The 18,698-nt window shown below is 37.9% G+C and carries 16 protein-coding genes; 8 read left to right on the top strand and 8 right to left on the bottom strand.

From position 1 onward, the window contains the following. Positions 1-419 precede the first annotated feature (419 nt). The 4 genes from ACFSKV_RS05615 to ACFSKV_RS05600 all read left to right on the top strand — a co-directional run bounded on the left by ACFSKV_RS05615 (position 420) and on the right by ACFSKV_RS05600 (position 5,320). Positions 420-2,033, top strand: coding sequence for an ABC-F family ATP-binding cassette domain-containing protein (locus ACFSKV_RS05615; RefSeq protein WP_380800920.1), 1,614 nt, complete (start codon positions 420-422; stop codon positions 2,031-2,033). 196 nt (positions 2,034-2,229) lie between these two features. After that, positions 2,230-3,633, top strand: a complete 1,404-nt coding sequence (locus ACFSKV_RS05610; RefSeq protein ID WP_380800919.1) for a high affinity choline transporter 1 — start codon at positions 2,230-2,232, stop codon at positions 3,631-3,633. Beyond that, a complete protein-coding gene (locus tag ACFSKV_RS05605; protein WP_380800918.1) occupies positions 3,611-4,792 on the top strand; it encodes a class I SAM-dependent rRNA methyltransferase in 1,182 nt (393 codons plus the stop codon). The genes ACFSKV_RS05610 and ACFSKV_RS05605 overlap by 23 nt, the downstream gene beginning before the upstream one ends. A gap of 93 nt (positions 4,793-4,885) precedes the next feature. Continuing rightward, positions 4,886-5,320 (top strand): hypothetical protein, encoded by a 435-nt coding sequence (locus ACFSKV_RS05600; RefSeq protein ID WP_380800917.1) that lies wholly within the window; start codon positions 4,886-4,888, stop codon positions 5,318-5,320. A 96-nt stretch (positions 5,321-5,416) separates the two neighbouring features. Here ACFSKV_RS05600 and ACFSKV_RS05595 read toward each other — a convergent pair whose 3' ends face one another. The 7 genes from ACFSKV_RS05595 to ACFSKV_RS05565 all read right to left on the bottom strand — a co-directional run bounded on the left by ACFSKV_RS05595 (position 5,417) and on the right by ACFSKV_RS05565 (position 13,246). Beyond that, positions 5,417-5,995 carry a hypothetical protein gene (locus ACFSKV_RS05595; RefSeq protein ID WP_380800916.1) on the bottom strand — a complete coding sequence of 193 codons (579 nt, stop codon included), beginning with the start codon at positions 5,993-5,995 and terminating at the stop codon, positions 5,417-5,419. Between the two features lie 283 nt (positions 5,996-6,278). Further along, positions 6,279-9,341: an AsmA-like C-terminal region-containing protein gene (locus ACFSKV_RS05590; RefSeq protein ID WP_380800915.1), complete on the bottom strand. Its 3,063-nt coding sequence runs from the start codon at positions 9,339-9,341 to the stop codon at positions 6,279-6,281. 156 nt (positions 9,342-9,497) lie between these two features. Beyond that, positions 9,498-10,958 carry a sulfatase family protein gene (locus ACFSKV_RS05585; protein ID WP_380800914.1) on the bottom strand — a complete coding sequence of 487 codons (1,461 nt, stop codon included), beginning with the start codon at positions 10,956-10,958 and terminating at the stop codon, positions 9,498-9,500. A gap of 28 nt (positions 10,959-10,986) precedes the next feature. Beyond that, on the bottom strand, positions 10,987-11,433 hold the full coding sequence (locus tag ACFSKV_RS05580) for a DinB family protein (RefSeq protein ID WP_380800913.1): 447 nt from the start codon (positions 11,431-11,433) through the stop codon (positions 10,987-10,989). Positions 11,434-11,442: 9 nt separating this feature from the next. Further along, positions 11,443-12,534 (bottom strand): 6-phosphofructokinase, encoded by a 1,092-nt coding sequence (locus ACFSKV_RS05575; protein ID WP_380800912.1) that lies wholly within the window; start codon positions 12,532-12,534, stop codon positions 11,443-11,445. A gap of 111 nt (positions 12,535-12,645) precedes the next feature. After that, positions 12,646-12,849 carry a helix-turn-helix transcriptional regulator gene (locus ACFSKV_RS05570; protein ID WP_380800911.1) on the bottom strand — a complete coding sequence of 68 codons (204 nt, stop codon included), beginning with the start codon at positions 12,847-12,849 and terminating at the stop codon, positions 12,646-12,648. After that, positions 12,842-13,246, bottom strand: a complete 405-nt coding sequence (locus ACFSKV_RS05565; RefSeq protein WP_380800910.1) for a hypothetical protein — start codon at positions 13,244-13,246, stop codon at positions 12,842-12,844. The genes ACFSKV_RS05570 and ACFSKV_RS05565 overlap by 8 nt, the downstream gene beginning before the upstream one ends. A gap of 194 nt (positions 13,247-13,440) precedes the next feature. On the opposite strand from ACFSKV_RS05565, the gene ACFSKV_RS05560 reads away from it, so the two are divergent. From ACFSKV_RS05560 to ACFSKV_RS05545, 4 genes are all read left to right on the top strand, one after another. Then, entirely contained in the window at positions 13,441-14,178 is a 738-nt protein-coding gene (locus ACFSKV_RS05560; protein ID WP_380800909.1) for an NYN domain-containing protein, read from the top strand. 93 nt (positions 14,179-14,271) lie between these two features. After that, positions 14,272-15,486 carry a tRNA 2-thiouridine(34) synthase MnmA gene (gene mnmA / locus ACFSKV_RS05555; RefSeq protein WP_380800908.1) on the top strand — a complete coding sequence of 405 codons (1,215 nt, stop codon included), beginning with the start codon at positions 14,272-14,274 and terminating at the stop codon, positions 15,484-15,486. Between the two features lie 13 nt (positions 15,487-15,499). Beyond that, complete coding sequence (locus tag ACFSKV_RS05550) at positions 15,500-16,222, top strand: pseudouridine synthase (protein WP_380800907.1); 723 nt, start codon at positions 15,500-15,502, stop codon at positions 16,220-16,222. Positions 16,223-16,304: 82 nt separating this feature from the next. Continuing rightward, complete coding sequence (locus ACFSKV_RS05545; protein ID WP_380800906.1) at positions 16,305-17,792, top strand: M28 family peptidase; 1,488 nt, start codon at positions 16,305-16,307, stop codon at positions 17,790-17,792. Between the two features lie 45 nt (positions 17,793-17,837). Here the strand turns inward: ACFSKV_RS05545 and ACFSKV_RS05540 are convergent, their stop codons facing one another. Continuing rightward, positions 17,838-18,695, bottom strand: coding sequence for a bile acid:sodium symporter family protein (locus tag ACFSKV_RS05540; RefSeq protein ID WP_380800905.1), 858 nt, complete (start codon positions 18,693-18,695; stop codon positions 17,838-17,840). Positions 18,696-18,698: the final 3 nt, after the last annotated feature.

The raw sequence follows: 18,698 nt of genomic DNA, 5'->3' as shown, positions 1-18,698 counted from the left end.
ATAAATGGTATTGAAGCCATCAAAACAAGAAATGTTAAAGAATACCGAAATTCAGAAATTGCTGTTATTGTACCTTTAAATTATTTGAAAATGATTGGGGATAAATAAAATATCCTAGCTCAAATTATATCAAAATCAGATAATTTTTAATGTTTATCAGATCTCTTACCACCAGTTAACTTCTGGAGGATTTTAGATTTATTGTGGTTAAATATCTATTCAATATCCAATATCTATAAATATCTGGCCCTATAAAACTAATTGATTACTTGTTTTGGTTAGAAATTTGGATATGCCATTAAATTTAAATTTAACCTCATTTAGTGTTCTCTTAGTATGAAATCCACTTTGCCATGGCTAGTTAGCGGACATTCTTGATTTTTGCCTATCTTTGCCCCTTCAAAAATAATAGCCATTCAATGATTTCTGTAGATAACCTCTCCTTAAAGTTCGGTAAAAGAACCTTATTCGAAGACGTCAATTTAAAATTCACTCCCGGCAACTGTTACGGTGTCATTGGCGCCAATGGTGCCGGAAAATCTACTTTTTTGAAAATCCTTTCCAGTGAACAGGACAGCACCACGGGATCTATCAATATTACTCCTGGCCAGAGAATGGCTGTTTTGAAACAGAATCACTTCGAGTTTGATGAATTTGAGGTACTCAAAACCGTGATCATGGGTCATAAAAAGCTGTATGCCATCATGGAAGAAAAAGACGCTATTTATATGAAAGCGGATTTTACAGAGGAAGATGGGATCAAAGCCTCAGAATTGGAAGCGGAATTTGCTGAAATGGATGGTTGGAATGCAGAATCCGATGCTGCTTCACTTTTATCCGGACTGGGGATTACCGAAGACCTGCATTACCTTAAAATGAAAGAACTTGCCGGTAATCAAAAAGTTAGGGTATTATTGGCCCAGGCGCTTTTTGGAAACCCTGATATTTTGATTTTGGACGAACCTACAAATGACCTGGATACCGAAACCATCAACTGGCTGGAAGATTTCCTGGTTAATTTCAAAAACCTGGTCATTGTGGTTTCCCACGACCGTCACTTTTTGGATGCTGTTTCTACCCATATCGTAGATATTGATTTTGGAAAAATCAGAATTTATTCCGGTAACTACACCTTCTGGTATGAATCTTCCCAATTGGCTGCCAAACAGAAATCCGATCAAAACAAAAAAGTTGAGGAGAAGCGAAAGGAATTGCAGGAATTTATTGCCAGGTTCTCCGCCAATGTGGCTAAATCGAAGCAGGCAACAGCCAGAAAAAAGATGTTGGAGAAACTGAATGTGGATGAAATTCAACCATCTACCAGAAAATACCCTGGAATCATATTCAAACCAGAGCGTGAAGCTGGTGATCAGATATTCATGACTGAAGGCCTTGAATTGAAAGATGAAAATGCCACCTATTTTACTGATGTCAACCTGATGGTGGACAAAGGGGATAAAATTGCCTTTATCTCTAAAACCAAGCAGGCAGTAACCAAATTCTTCCAGACGATCATGGAGGATATTCCGGTCCAAAAAGGAAGTTTCAAATGGGGTGTAACGATCAATAAAGCCTATTTACCTAATGACAATTCCAAGTATTTCCAGACAGAATTGAACCTGATTGATTGGTTGAGACAATATTCCAGCAATCAGGAAGAGGCGTATGTAAGGACCTTTCTGGGCAGGATGCTATTTACAGGGGAAGAAACATTGAAAAAAGCTTCTGTCCTCTCAGGAGGTGAAAAAGTAAGGTGCATGATTTCACGCATGATGCTTCAGAATCCTAACTTATTGGTAATGGACGAACCTACCAACCACCTGGATCTGGAATCGATAACGGCTTTCAACAATGCCATCATTGATTTCAACGGCACAGTGCTCATGACTTCCTATGACCATGCCTTTGTCCAATCAACCGCAAATAGGATTATTGAGTTTACCCCAAAAGGAACCATTGACAGGAGAATGCCTTATGATGATTATCTGGATTCAGCAGAAATAAAGGCATTGAGGGAGAAGATGTATAAGTAAATAGAAATATACTTCTTGAAATATTGTGGAAATAAACTTCGTGAAATACAGTAGAACTATGTTCTGTCTTAGCAGACAGTTATTCTAAGCTAGTATGTATTTATGGTGTGTTTTATTATTTCAACCATATTTCAACTTTATTTCCACCTTATTTCGATTATATTTCAACCTTACCACTAACTAAAATTTACAGAATTTGCTCCTTACAGCAATCATCATATACTTACTGATTACCGTAGCCATAGGAGCTTGGTCTTCCAAATTGGTCAAAAACTCCAATGACTTTGTTTTGGCGGGCAGGCAGTTACCACTTTTTTTATCGGCCTCTGCCCTATTTGCTACCTGGTTTGGCTCTGAAACCATATTCGGAGCATCTTCAGAATATTTGGAACATGGATTACAGGGAGTTATTGAAGACCCTTTTGGCGGAGCCATGTGTTTGATCCTCTTTGGCGTTTTTTATCTCAGACCCATGTACAAAATGAATGTCCTGACCATTGGCGATGTTTATAAAAATTTATTTGGGAAAAGGGTGGAGTTTTTTGCTTCTATCTTTATGATTCCACCCTATTTCGGATATGTGGCTGCCCAATTGGTTGCTTTATCCCTAATATTTACCACAGTAGCAGACATCAGCATTTCCACCGGGATTGTCATTAGTGCCTGCATTGTAGTTTTCTATACTTTTTTGGGTGGTATGTGGGCCATTTCGATCACAGATTTTATTCAGACTACCCTGATCGTTGTTGGATTGATTTGGGTAGCAGTGCTGGTTGCTGAAAAAGCCGGTGGGGTAATGCCGATTTTGGAATCAGCACCTGAGGGCAGTTTTCAGTTTTTCCCTGAATCCAATCCAATTTCCTGGTTAAATTATATAGGGGCCTGGATAATATTGGGTTTAGGCAGCATTCCAAGCCAGGACATTTACCAAAGAGTGATGTCCGCAAAATCAGAAAGAGTAGCCATCCGTTCTACTTATCTGGCAGGTGCTTTTTATGTGACCATAGGGCTTCTTCCTTTGTTTATTGCCTTAGGTGCAAAATACCTTTATCCGGAAATTTATCTGGAAAACAATCAATTGCTGTTGCCGGAAATGGTCTTAAGACACAGTGGAATGCATGTGCAGATCTTGTTTTTTGGTGCCCTGATTTCAGCGATCATGAGCACCACCAGTTCGGGTTTATTGGCACCATCAGCGATTATCTCTGAAAACCTTATCCGGCCCTATTTTGGAAAACGGCTAAAGGATAAGCATTTCCTTTGGATACTCCGTTTCAATATTATTTCTGTTGCTGTAATTGCCACTGTTATGGCACAATGGAAAACTAATATTTATGAATTGGTGGCAGGAGCCTCCATTTTGATGTTGGTGTCCCTGTTTGTTCCTCTAACTGCTGGACTTTACTGGAAAAAAGCATCGGAAATGGGTGCCCTAATGTCTCTGGTTTTCGGGATGATAGCTTTCCTTGGCTTTTCTTCCATGGATTTACCTTTCTACCCTCACCTACCAGCCTTATTGGTCAGTGCACTTTCCATGATCATGGGCTCCTACCTTTTCCCGCTTAAAAACAATAACCATGATACCCTATCCAAAAATTAAACTGCTCAAAGGAAAAGAAATATCAGTATTTCGAAAACATCATTGGATTTTTTCCGGAGCTATTGCCGAGAAAGATGAAAATCTTCAAAACGGGGATTTGGTACAGGTAATCAGCCAAAAAGGCGATTTTTTAGCTATAGGACATTACCAAAATGGCTCCATCATGGTCAGGATTCTCAGTTTTGAAGAAGAAATGATTGATGCTAAATTTTGGGAGAAAAAACTGCTTCAGGCCTTCCAGGTCAGAAAAAACCTAGGACTAACCGACAATGACCAAACGAATGTTTACCGTTTGGTTCATGGTGAGGGAGATGGACTTCCCGGTTTGATCATCGACTTTTATAATGGAACTGCGGTCATACAGACCCACCATATCGGTATTTTCAAACAAGGAAAAGAAATCAGCATGGCCCTCCAAAAAATTTATAGGGAAAAGTTACAGGCAGTTTACGACAAAAGTGCCGAGACACTTCCAAAGAATTCCGGTGTAGAGAACAGGGTTTTATTTGGCGCCCCCCAAACTAACTTGGTGAAGGAATACGGTTGTCACTTTGAAATTGATTGGGAGAAAGGACAGAAAACAGGTTTTTTTGTGGATCAGAGGGAAAACCGGAACCTGCTGGCAAAGTATAGCAGGGGCAAGAAAGTATTGAATACTTTTTGTTACTCAGGAGGCTTTTCTGTGGCGGCATTAAAAGCAGGAGCCACTGAAGTACATTCAGTGGATATTTCTGTCAAGGCGATTGAACTTACCGAAAAAAATGTGGCTCTGAATGCAGGTTTTCCGGGAATACATCAATCAGTGGTGGCCGATGTGGTAAAATATATCCGCGAAATAGCCAATGATTTTGATATCATCGTACTTGATCCACCTGCTTTTGCAAAAAACATCAAGGCAAGACACAATGCCGTACAAGCCTATAAGCGACTGAATGCTGAAGCACTGAAAAGAATAAAACCAGGAGGGATTTTGTTTACTTTTTCCTGTTCACAGGTGGTGGATAAGTTTCTTTTTGCCAATACCCTAACCGCTGCGGCCATGGAATCAGGAAGAAGTGTCCGCATTTTACATTACTTATCCCAACCTGGAGACCATCCCATCAATATTTTCCATACAGAATCCGAATATTTAAAGGGCCTCGTATTATATGTGGAATAAATAATTTGATCGAATTTCAAACTTGATTTGGAACTTGGAAGTTTATCTATCAATTTGTGTGGAATTGTAAAATCTTAAAAAAATATAGACAAAATGTATACAGGTTTAAAGCATCTTCATTCTGGTTTGGCCTATCTGGCTCTGGCAGCTTTATTTATTGTTTTTATATATGCACTGGTCGGTGCCCTAAGCAACAAGGAGTTTACTGAGAAAGATAGAAAATTCGCTTTGATAGCATTTATTCTTGCCCATGTTCAGCTTCTGGTGGGATTGATCCTGTATTTTGTCAGTCCGGTTGGCTTTTCTTTGTTAAAGGGAGGAGGAGCCATGTCAGACAGTGTTGCAAGATTAACCGCTTTAGAGCACCCTCTGATTAATATTTTAGCCATTGTGGTGATCACCATCGGTTATTCCAGGGCCAAAAAATTCTCTGAAAGCAGGGCAAAATTCCGTTCAATCTATATGTTGTATGCCATTGGTCTTATTCTGATTATCAGCAGAATTCCTTGGTCCAGTTGGCTGGGGTAATCCGAACCAAGTCAAATAAGTAAAACAAAGAAGTACCCAAATAGAGTTTTGGGTGCTACTTTGTTTACCTCAGTTATGCTTAAGTTTAAGGATTTATTAATTCTTAATTAAGGGCAATTTGAATTCTCCTGAAGCAATTAGTCTTTCCTCATTACCTCTTCCGGAAGCCACATCAAAGGGTCCCATTAATAGTCCTTCAAATGTTCCTTCAATAGTACTGTTACCAATGTTTTTGAAGCGGATACTTGCTCTGTCTTTTACCATTATTGCCGTGTTGTCCTGTTGTAAAACAACGGCATTAAATATTTTTCCCTCTGCATCAAAATAGGTTATGGATACCCTAGGGACTGTTGATGTATTATAAAGAATAGGGTTTTGCAGTTCATAGGTTTTATTGATTTCAAATTCTTCTTCATTATAAAAGGAGATTTGAATGGCGTTTTTGGTTCCGTTACTTCCCTGGGCAAAACCCTGAATTATTCCGGCATAGACTTCTCCATTTGGATCATAAAAGAAAGTTGCGGGTTGGGATGGGTTTCCGGGAAAATTAACATTTGCATTGTTAACATTGAATTTTACGAAATATTCATTACTGGTTTTTGGACCTTCATCCTGATTGCACGAGAAGAATAAACCAGCACAAAGAAATAAAATGAAGATGATTTTTGATTTCATAAATTCCTTTTTAATTATTTCATAACCTATTAAAAATCAATCAAATATAAAAATTTTATTAATTAAAAAAAACATCCATTCTCTAAAATTTCTTTGTGGTACTTTGAGGCCTTGGTGGAATAAATCATATACCACAAAGACGCCAAGGTAACACAAAGAATGAAAAGTTTCTTGATTTAACAGGTCAAGATGGAAATTGATCCATCATCGGAAAAGAAAACTCTGTGAATTTGAGATTTGGAGTTTGGAGTTTGAAACTTGGATTTTGATAATTGGTAATTTATCATTTCAACCCTCTATCCCTACCCAATCCAATGGTATAATCATCAGGTGTACCACGCATATTCACATTGACAAATCTTACCCTTCTGTTTTCATCTCTATATACGATGGCATCTTCTTTATCAGGATCGATTTCTTCTTTACCTTTTCCTCCAAATAAGGATCGAAATCCAACCTGCGTCACCAATCCAAGGGGAATCCTGATAAAATAATCCATATTCATATCCAGGCTTTGTTTTCCGGACAATTCAATAAAACCCAAACTGGAATTGATATTCATTCTAGGAATATTCAACACCCCTTCTTTGAGTTCAAAGGTATTGGAAAGGGTATCGAATCTGACATTGTTCAAATTCTTGTCTTTAAAATAGTCTCCCATAGCCTGAAGTGGGGTGAAATTAACTAACCTTCCTTCGTAAACCGTAAGGTTCATATTGGCTTCAGACTTTTCCAGAATAGGTGTAAGGTCAGGATAAACCAAAAATTTACTTTCAATTGTGCCAGACACCAAACCATGCAGGTTTTCATTGATGAGGTAATCCTGTCCAAAATTTTCGAATTTAAACATGAGTTTGTCCAGATCCACCTTATCGGCTAACATAGTGCTATGGAAGTAAATTTCATTAGGATCAGACCCATTGAAATAGCCTTTTATCTTCAATTTTCCTTCTGCGGCTTGTAGACCAAGGGTATCCAGGTAGATATAATGATCCGCTGTAGTCCTAGCTTTAAGGGTTATATTATCCAGCCAAAAAGTGTGATAATTCAACTTTCCTATCTGAGCTGAAAAATCCATTTCAGAAAAAGGAATCTGGAAAATATTGAAAGCTTCTGCATGGTTGCTGTCCTGTTCAAAATCCTCAAATCCCATCAATGCATCCAGATCCAATCTTTCTGATTGAAGCACAAAATGGTTTCTGGGAATTTCTCCAACTGACTTATCTCCCAGATAATACCCCAATTGGATATTAAAATCAGATATTCCCAGTTTTCCGCCAAAGTTTTCAAGGGTAAAATAATCACTCTCATAATGCAACCGGCCTTTAAATTTTTCCAGTTTTAAGGGATGGAGCAGGAATTTTCCTTCCAAATGGTTTAACCATAGGTCTGCAGATTGAAACTTATCCTTGTAAACCATTTCCAGAGATCCCTTGACAAAAAGATTGTTAATTTCTTCATTTTGATAATCTTTTGGAATGTAATTTTCCCCTGCATAAGTCAACAAATCATGTACTGCCAAATGTTTGGACACCAGATCAAACTCAAACCTGCTTTTCCCTGATGGATATTCCTGAAACCATTTGGAGTAATTTTCAAGCCTGCCTGAGAAATGGAAATCAGATTTGTCAATCTCACCGGTAAAATCAATTACCGCCAGGTCGTTGTCCCCTATAAGTACATCTGCGTGGAAATCATGAAAAGCATGCGGATAGTTTTGGAGTTTGGCATGAAAATCCTCAATAAAGAATTCCCCTTTTGGCAAATGGACGAAGTTTTTCAATTCATTTCCATTGGACTCAAATGACATTTTAATTTCAAAATCAGTAACAACTTCCTGGAGTGAAGTACTATCGCCTTGGAATAACTCCTCCAAATTGATTTTTTTTGATCCTGAAGTTAGATCAGCCTTTACCGGTCTATCCTCCCCATGCAAAATGGCAGGAAAATCATTGATGTTTCCTGAAAAATAAAAATCAGATTCACCTATCTGAAAACTCACCTTTTCAAGGTAAAGATTACCTTTTACCATGGAGGCTTTGGCATTTGCATTTTCAATAGGCAAATGATAATCCGGCAGGGTGAATTTTAGGTTATTGACCATCAATTCACTTTTTATGCTGTTTTCGGCCCCAGCTACCCCAGGAACTTCTAGATCAACAAGTTCATTAAATTCCATGTTCACTACCACCTGCCCACTGATTCCTTCGAGCCCTTCAATTTCAAAGAATTGCCCGAGAAAGCCAAGATCCAAATCTGTATTGAGGTTAATATTTACATAAGGATTGGTAAAATCCCTGATTATCAATTTTCCTTTGAAGATTCCCTGTTCCGGTCTGGCATTGAAATTAAGCAATTGGAATTCTGAGGTTTCCAAACTCCTATCAGGGCCATTGGTATAAAAACCCACAAACCTCAAGTCTTCCACTTTTCTGCCCACGGAAGGGTTCAGGAAATAGGCATTATCGCAACCAAACTCAATGGAAATTTCAGGTACATGGCCGCTACCTGTTTTACCACGAACACTTCCCTGAAAATACACTTCACCTTCATTCTTATATCTCTTTAATGCCTTACCTGTTTCATTGGGTAAAAATGCGGCCAATAATGAGAAATCAGGTTTCTCTCCTGAAACCTGAATATCCAGATTGACATCATCATCAAAATCGATTGTACCAGTTAGAGAAAATTGTGCTTCTTCCAGAATGAGTTCAGAATTTTGAATGCTCAGGGAAGATTCATTGGGATCAAAGTCAAGATCAAGATCAAGCGCTATATGCTTATTTGAGAAAAAAGTAGGTTGATTCTCCGACAAAAGGTTTAAAATAAATTCACTGTCCAAATTGACGAAAATATGGTCATCCTTAATTTTAAGGGCTGCTATGGCTTTGTCCATAAATGTAGTTAAGGATGTCCGTGTAGTGATATCATTGTAACCAATTTCGATGGAACTGAGACGGATATCTGATAAATCAAGGTTCAATTCATCGTTTTTCCCGGAATCTGATAATTCATATATTCCTTTGTATTTCAATAAATTAAGTTTGCCCTCTTCATCCTTTTCAAGGTCCAATTTACCTTGTGAAAGCTTGATGGATCTGATCTGTTTTTTTCCCAAAAGAAGGTCCATCACACTAAATCCCAGGTAGACATCCTTTACAAAATAAATGGTATCACTTTTACTTGACTTGTCCCCAAAAAAGACCAGGTCCTGAAGATCAATAGATATGTAGGGAAAATTGGCAAATACAGCGATATTAGAATCTTTTATTTCGAGCTGCCCAAGAAAATCTTCATTTAAACTTGCAATTATTTTTTGGGTGAATGGCCTTTGGTTTTTGTACAAGATTAAAATGGATATCAAAGGCAGTATTAAAACAAGTCCGATAAAGACAAAAACAACAAGCTTCTTTCTAAAATACATAAAATACTTGGGTACTTTAACTTTAAAAACGTAAATAAAAGGCAAAGTGATAAGTAATGCCAAATAAAAATTCAAAATTTAATCCTCTACCCTACCAGGTTCCCTAATATTTTTCCCATCCATTTTCATTAAAGCATCACCCATATCTTCCCTTGCTTTTTTTGCCAAATTTATCATTTTCTCCAAAATATCAGGGTGACTATTGATGACATTTGTGGTTTCGGATGGATCAGAGGGAATATGGTAAAGCTCCATTTCCTGCAGGTCTTTCATTGTATATTGAATTGGAAATCCATCACTTCTTGGTACCTGTCCGGGTGCGATTGTTCTGTATTGGTGGGGAAAATACAATTTCCATTCACCCATGACCATGGCCTGAAGTTCATTTCTATTGTAATAGACAAAATAAGCTTCCTGGGGAGATTTGGAGGTTTTATTTTTCAACATCGGGGCAATATCCATACCATCAATGGATTTTTCCGGAAGTTTTGCGCCGGTAATTTTGGCGATTGTGGGAAGAATATCAATGCTCATGGCTGGATTTTCCTGTATCAGACCTTCTGACCAATGACCTTTCCATTTCATGATGGCAGGTACTTTTACACCACCGTCCCAAGAGGTGCCTTTTCCTTCTCTTAAAGGATAGGCTGAACCTGAATGACCTGAATAGGAAAGCCAGGGACCATTATCAGAAAGGAATATCACTATGGTATTTTCTTCCAGTCCGTTATTTTTCAAAGCTTTTAATATTTCTCCAACAGACCAATCTATTTCCATGATTACATCTCCGTACAAACCCCTATCGGATTTTCCTTTAAATTTATCAGAGACGAAAAGGGGAACATGGGGCATAGGATGCGGCAAATAAAGGAAAAAAGGATTTTCTTTATTTTTATTGATAAATTCAACACCTTTTTCCGTAAACAATGTGGTCAAATTACTTTGGTCATTCCAAATTGTATCAATCACATGGTCATTTGAATATAATGGCAATGGAGGATAGTAGTTTTTGGTTTCAGGATGATTAGGCCACATATCATTGGAATAGGGAATTCCCAAAAATTCATCAAATCCCTGGTTGGTGGGAAGAAAATCTGGATGGTGTCCTAAATGCCATTTCCCAAATATGGCAGTTTTGTACCCCAAGGGTCTTAGCATCTCTGCAATGGTGGTTTCCTGTGGATTCAATCCATGTTTACTATTATGGTCCAATGCACCATGAATACCCAATCTATTGGAATAGGTACCGGTAAGCAATGCGGCCCGAGAGGCAGAGCAAACTGCCTGTCCCACATAAAAATTGGTAAACCTGACCCCTTCTTTTGCCATTTGGTCTAAATTTGGGGTTAGAATATCAGGAGATCCATATACCCCGACATCATTGTATCCCTGATCGTCAGTGAAAATCAAAACAATATTCGGAGCATTGATTTCCTCTTTTTCGACAGTATTTTGACAGGAAGCCAAGAGGAATGAAAAGAAGATGAACATTAAAAAAGCTTGACCTGAATAAAATCTTTTTTTAAATCTTAAATGCATTTTGGTTGGGTTATGGGCAATAAAACAATTATTCTAAATCCAGTAGCCTCCTATGATAATTTACTTGTCCCAAATGGTAATTCAGGTGGCTGACCAAATGGACCATAAAATATTCATAGGTCATGGGATAACCAAATTCTTCCAGAGGGTATTTTCGATCAAACCAATCTTCCGGAAACTGAAGCAGTGCTTTCGTAACAACTTGCCTGGTTTCTTCAATATCATTCAAGAGGTCATTCCTTGAAACATTCCTTTTGGAGAATTCTGCGGGCCTATCTCTCACATACCCTGAATTACCCATTTCTGACCCAATATAATGATTAAGATTACCGATTAAATGTAATGCCAAAGTACCTGCCGAATTGGAGATTTCACCGGATATCTTCCAAATATTTTCCTCCTTTTTATAAGCTTTTAGTTCTTGCTTTAACTTATTCAAGTCACGGTCAAAGAAAAATATGAGTGAATTTTTCATGATAATTGCTTAGTCTCCGAATGAAATGCCCAAACCCTTTGCGCCTTTTACAATATACCCTTTGGGGTCAACTGTATGATTTCCTTTTGTGGCTTCTTCCAGGTCAACAGAAATAAAATCGTTGTTTTTGAATGCAACCATTTTTCCAAATTCTCCTTTTAAAACCATTTCAAAAGCTTTTACCCCAAATAAAGAGGCCAATACCCTATCAAATGCAGATGGAGTTCCTCCCCTTTGGACATGACCTAAAATGGTTTCCCTGATTTCTGCTTTTACTCCTGCATCTTTCAGTTCCTGAGACAATTGAAATGCAACTCCACCCAACTTAACATGTCGTGATCCTTCTTCTCCTTTCCTTGCCACCACATCCCCATTCAATGGCTTGGCTCCTTCAGCAATGACGATATTTACAAAACCCCTTCCTTTTTCATACCGGGATTCAATCTTTTTTACCAACTTATTGACATTGTAAGGAATTTCAGGAATGAGGCAAATCTCTGCACCCCCTGCAATTGCAGTATGCAAAGCAATCCAGCCTGCATCCCTTCCCATCACTTCCATAATCATTACCCGATGGTGGCTTTCTGCTGTGGTCACCAATTTATCAAAACTGTCTGTAGCAATCTGAACAGCGGTCTGAAACCCAAAGGTCATATCTGTTGCTGCAAGATCATTGTCAATGGTCTTAGGTACTCCCACTATAGGAAGACCATGATTGAACAAAGCCTTCGAAATTTTCTGTGATCCATCTCCTCCTATATTGATCACCGCATCAAAACCCAAAGACAGTATCCTTTCTGCCAATTCTTTTGTCCGGTCCTCAAACCTTATATTTCCCTCTTTGTCCTTAACCGGATAATGCAAAGGATCTGCTTTATTGGTGGTTTTAAGAATGGTACCTCCCCGCACATGGATTCCGGCAGTCCTTTTACCTGTCAGTTTGATGATTCTGGTAGGGTCAGTCCAAACCCCGTTAAATGCTTCCTTACTACCATATACTTCCCATTCTTTGGATTTTTTTGCTCTTTTACAAATTCCTCGGATTACCGCATTAAGTCCGGGGCAGTCACCACCACCTGTGGCAATTAAAAGTTTTTTCATAAGTTTAGAAATGTTTGTGGTGATGCAACTTACAAAATTTGAAGGGAATAATACAGAAGTTTTTAGGTCCCAATTAAATAAAAAGAACAGTATTTTAAATAATCAAGCCTCTTACTTTTTTTCATCCTCAAAGGAGAAAATATCCTCAATTTTTACCTCAAAAACCCGGGCCAAGTCAAATGCCAACTTTAGGGAAGGATTGTACTTATTCTTCTCCAAAAACACTATTGTTTCCCTTCTGACATTAACTTTTTTTGCAAGCTCTTCCTGAGTCAAATTATGCTTTGCCCTATATTCTTTTATATTATTAATCACCTTTCATTCCTTTAAAATTCAAAAAAACAGCTATGGATGCATAAATGATGGCCATTCCCAAAATACCTGAACCAATCAACTGTTCGGTATCAATATTAACCCTGTCTTTGATGAAAAGTATGAACACCCACAAGTACAAAGAAATATAATAGGAAACTGCAGCTGTCCTCTGCAAAATATTTTTTGACATCTCATCTTCCGCTGGCTCTCCCCTCTTTAAGCTTAAATATCTTTTAATCCCAATAAAAACCGCAAATGCAATTACCAAAATTATTATTCCGAAATGTAAAATTTCAATTTTTTCTGATGCTTCCAAAGAAGATTGTTTATAAAACCATAACCCAATGGAAATTATTACCATTAAAATTAATGCAAATAATAAGATGACCTTTTTCATAATTAAATTTGTTAAATATATCTAACACAAAGTTAGAAATAAATAACTTTCACTTTCAAATAAATTGAAAAAATTGTTAGGAATATTTAACATCATTTTAAAAACAAACCAATTTTGAAAGATTTTCCAAGTTGTCCCAACTTGTTTGAATCCCACTTTTTATCCTTACCTTGGAATAAACAATCAATTTTTAGATGCAAAAAGATTTAAAAATCGCAGTACTGATAGATGCTGACAATGTACCTTCCCAACCTATAAAGGAGATGATGGAAGAAATCGCAAAATATGGCAATCCAACTATCAAAAGAATTTATGGGGACTGGACAAAACCACAATTGGCGAAATGGAAAAATGTATTGTTGGAAAATGCGATAAATCCAATCCAACAATATAGCTACACAACAGGAAAAAATGCCACAGATTCTGCCATGATCATTGATGCTATGGATATTTTGTATTCAGAAAAAGTCGATGGATTTTGTTTGGTATCCAGTGACAGTGATTTTACTAAACTTGCCACAAGGTTAAGGGAAGCTGGGATGTTGGTATTGGGAATGGGAGAGAAAAAAACACCTGAACCCTTTATAGTGGCATGTGATAAGTTTATCTATGTTGAAATACTGCAAAAAGAAGAGTCGGATCCACTTGAAATCAAAGGAAAGGAGCGAAAAAGACCTCAGGTAGATAAGATCAATACCAAATTGATCAGATTGATCCATAACACCATTTCGGATTTGGCTGATGATGATGGATGGGCCTTTATGGGGGATGTGGGAAATCTTATCCAGAAAAAACAACCTAATTTTGATTCCCGAAACTATGGTTTCCAGAAATTGACCCCGATGATAAGCTCCATTAATGCTTTTGAAATTGAGGAAAGAGAAAGCCAGCGTGGCAGGCATAAACTTATTTTTGTGAGAAATAAAGATTGATCTGTTAAATTTGCGAACTTAATCAATAGAAGTATTTGTTGATTAGCCATGTGAAACCTCATGGGCCTTGACCCCATGAACAATTTCAAAACCATGAACAATAAAAAAAGAGTTGTAGTGGGACTCTCCGGCGGTGTAGATTCATCAGTTGCCGCCTATCTTTTAAAAGAACAGGGATACGAAGTCATCGGTATGTTTATGAAAAACTGGCACGATGAATCGGTTACAATATCTAATGAGTGTCCTTGGATGGAGGATAGTACTGATGCTATGCTCGTTGCAGAAAAGTTAAATATTCCATTTCAGGCAATCGATCTCAGCGAAGAATACAGGGAAAGGATAGTAGACTATATGTTTGCAGAATACAAGGCTGGACGTACGCCTAATCCCGATATTCTCTGTAACCGAGAAATCAAATTCGATATTTTTTTAAAGGCCGCCAAAAAACTGAAAGCTGATTTTGTAGCTACCGGTCATTATTGTCAAAAGGACAGTATCGAAATGAATGGTAAAAAAGTTTACCGTTTACTTGCAGGAGCAGATCCCAATAAAGACCAAAGCTATTTTTTATGCCAATTGAACCAGGAACAACTTTCAATTGCTATGTTTCCTATTGGCCATTTGCAAAAATCAGAAGTACGGAAAATTGCCAAAGACCAGGGTCTGGTAACCGCAGATAAAAAAGACAGTCAAGGACTTTGTTTTATTGGAAAAGTAAGGCTTCCGGAATTTCTTCAACAGCAGCTGAAACCCAAAAAGGGGGATATTTATGTCATTCCTGAAAACCTTCCTATCTACTCAGAAAAATTAAAGGTTCCTGCTGGAATGGAATATCGGGATATGGAAAAGGAAATACTGGATGATATTTGTTTACCCCTAAAATACAGTCCTCTTCAAGGAAAAAAAATAGGAGAACATAATGGTGCCCATTACTTTACCGTTGGCCAAAGAAAGGGTTTACAAGTAGGGGGAACCGGGAAACCTCTTTTTGTTATTGATACCGATACAAAAAGTAACATTATCTTTACCGGATTGGGAGAAAATCATCCAGGTTTAAATAGGTATGGACTCTTTGTACCCTCCAAAGATGTGCATTGGATCAGGAAAGATCTTTCCCTTTTACCCGACGAATCGGCAACTTATCAAGCCAGGATCAGGTATAGACAAACCCTAAGCCCTGCAACCTTGATCATGAAAGAAAATGGTCTATACGTAATATTTGAAAAACCCCAAAGAGGAATAGCGTCAGGTCAGTTTGTAGCATGGTATCAGAAAGATGAGTGCATTGGTTCAGGAGTAATATTTTAATAAAATTTGAAAATTGGATTTACGACTTCCCATCCTCTTTGAAGATGATCACTATATCGCTATCAATAAACCTTCCGGCGTACTGGTTCATAGAACCTCGCTGGCTAAAGAAGAAAACGAATTATTAGCTGTTCAAATACTCCGTAATCAATTAGGAAGCAAAGTTTATCCTTTACATAGGATTGACCGCCCCACCTCAGGAGTGCTGCTTTTTGGGAAATCACCTGAAGCAGCAGCTCAATTGCAGCCCTTATTTCCTACTGAGCAGGTAAAAAAGTTTTACTTGAGTATCGTTAGAGGGTATATGCCGGAAAGACATGGATTTATTGACCATCCTTTAAAAAAGAAATTATACGGGGATTTACAGGAAGCTAAAACAGAGTATTGGAGTTTAGGGAAAACTGAAATCCCTTTTGCATCTTCTCCAAAATACAAGAGCAGCAGGTACTCCCTTATTCAGGCTTATCCCCATACCGGCAGAATGCATCAGATTAGAAGACATATGGCCCATGCCAGGCATTATATAATTGGTGACACGGCTCATGGCGATAATAAACAGAATAATTTTTTTAGAAATCAATTTGGTTTAAAGTATATGTTACTTCATGCCTGGAAGCTGGAATTTATCCACCCTCATAGCCAGGAAACCATTAAAATAAAAGCAGGCTTACCGGATTATTTTATTGAAACTATGCGCCGGATCAATCTTGAATTAATTGAGCTTGATACCATATAAAAAGGATATCTGGCATTTATAAATTTTTTTCATTGTCTCTACCTGGAATTATTTTTACTTTAGACACTTTAACTGTTCGATTATGAAGAAATTTAAATTAAGCCTACTATTATTCACTGCTATTTCCTGCATGCCTGTGATGGGTCAGGGAGGGAAAAAGGCCATTGAGGCCAACTTTAATGAAAAAGAAACAATTTCCCATTTCCGTTATCTTGCTTCTGATGAATTGATGGGAAGAGATCCCATCCGTCCAGAAATAGATGCCGCTTCTAGGTATATTGCCGAGCAATTCTGGAAATATGGCGCAAAGGAAATTGAAGGTGCTCAGGGATATTACCAACATATTCCATTTCGCCTGTCAACTCCTCCAACAAAAGGAGAGGTAAAATTGGGGGAAAAACACTTCAGTCAGGGTGAGGATCTTTTGGTATTGGATGGAGGTGCAATTTCAGGAAAATATGAAATGATTGTCTTGGGTTATGGTCTTGAGACTGATTATCAAAATAAGGATGTAAACGGAAAAGTAGTGGTCACCAATGTGGGTGCTCCAAATCGTTTAAACCCGTCGGACCTGTTTGCTTCAGGAAGGGAAAAAATAGCTTTAGCAAAGGCAAAAGGTGCCATTGCCTTGATTGAGATTTATAATGTTCCAACTGTACCTTGGAATTTGGCTGCCAATTTCTTGAATAGACCCCAATTGACCATTGATAATACATCAGGAGAAGAAAGCATCCCCTACATTTGGTTAAAAGACCTAGATAATACACAAATCAATGCTATAGGAAGTGGCTCAGTTAAAACTGTAGAATTTGATGTTCAAGGTAAATCAAACAGAAAAATTACCGGTAAAAATGTAGTAGCTATCATTGAAGGTACTGATCCTGTTTTGAAAAATGAATATATCATGCTGTCAGCCCACTATGACCACGTAGGGGTTGGAAGACCGAATCCTGAAGGTGATTCCATTTATAATGGAGCCAGGGACAATGCCGTGGGAACGGTTGCTGTCATCAATGCTGCCCGTTTTTTTGCAGAAAACCCACCCAAACGCTCTGTATTGTTATGTGCGTGGACAGCAGAAGAAAAAGGCCTTTTGGGAAGTGCTTATTTTGCTGAAAACCCTTTGGTTCCGCTTAATCAGATTATTTTTAACCTTAATATTGATAATGCCGGATATAATGATACTTCAATTGTAACTGTGGTTGGTTTAGGTAGAACTTCTGCTGACCCCTTAATTGAAAAAGCAACTGCAGAGTTTGGTTTGAAATCCATTTCAGATCCAGCACCGGAACAGGGATTGTATGACCGCTCAGATAATGTGAATTTTGCCAGAAAGGGTATCCCCTCACCGACTTTCAGTTTAGGATTTACAGCCTTTGATGATGAAATCCGAAAATACTACCATCAAGCTGGAGATCATGTTGATGTTTTTGATTTGGATTATGCAGTTAAGTATTGGAAGTCCTATATTTTAGCTGCAGAGAATATTGCTAATTGGAACGAAAAACCAAAATGGAACCAAGGTGATAAATACGAGGAAATCAGTAAATCCCTTTATGGTATAAAGTAATCTCTGACTCTATTTATTCCTTTCTAAATTAAAAAGCCCCTGTTTTCAGTGGGCTTTTTTATTGGCCAAAAAGATAATCAAAGCAGATGTCATGAACATGATCAGGCTATAAATGGCAATAGGGATAGTCATTTCTGAGTTTTTCAACAATGTTGCCGCAATCATTATCCCTAAAGTTCCATTTTGTATCCCTGACTCTATAGATATGGTCAATCTTTGTCTTTTTGGTAAAATAAAAACTGTCGCCAAGAAGAATCCGACCACTAGTGTAAGTATATTGAGACTTAGCATAACAGGTCCTGAAAGAATAAAAAACTCCACAATTGAATCTCTGTCTTTAAGAATTACAGCAATTAATACAGCTGCAAAAATAACAGCTGATGCAATTCTGACCGGTTTGTCTGCTTTTAAAGCCATTTTTGGGAATCTTTTTTTAAGAGCCATGCCTATTGATACTGGAATGACAGTAACACCCATAATCTGAATGATGGTTTCCATTACCGGAAGGGTCACACTTCCTTCTTCCCCAAAGAAATTGATGGCAAAATTAACAATAAGGGGAATAGTCAGGATAGTTATAAAGGAACTGACGGCCGTTAGGCTGATAGATAGTGCGATATCCCCTTTTGAAAGATGGGTAATCAAGTTGGAGGTGGCCCCGCCCGGGCATGCAGCCAATATCATGATACCTACAGCCATAGCACCTGATAATCCAAAAAGCTGGATCAATGCAAAACCAAAAACCGGCAATAAAATCAATTGATTGAATAACCCTATGATCATTGCCTTCGGATAAATAAGGATATTTTTGAAATCTTTGGCGGTAAGGGATAATCCCATACCCAGCATGATAAAGGCAAGTGCCAGGGGTAAAAAAACAGCAGTCAGAATACTATCTTGCATGGT

The sequence above is a fragment of the Shivajiella indica genome (genome assembly GCF_042683085.1).
GTDB classification, from domain to species: Bacteria; Bacteroidota; Bacteroidia; order Cytophagales; family Cyclobacteriaceae; genus Shivajiella; species Shivajiella indica.
The sequence above is the reverse complement of the archived record's forward strand: the minus strand, read 5'-3'. Positions and strand labels throughout refer to the sequence as shown.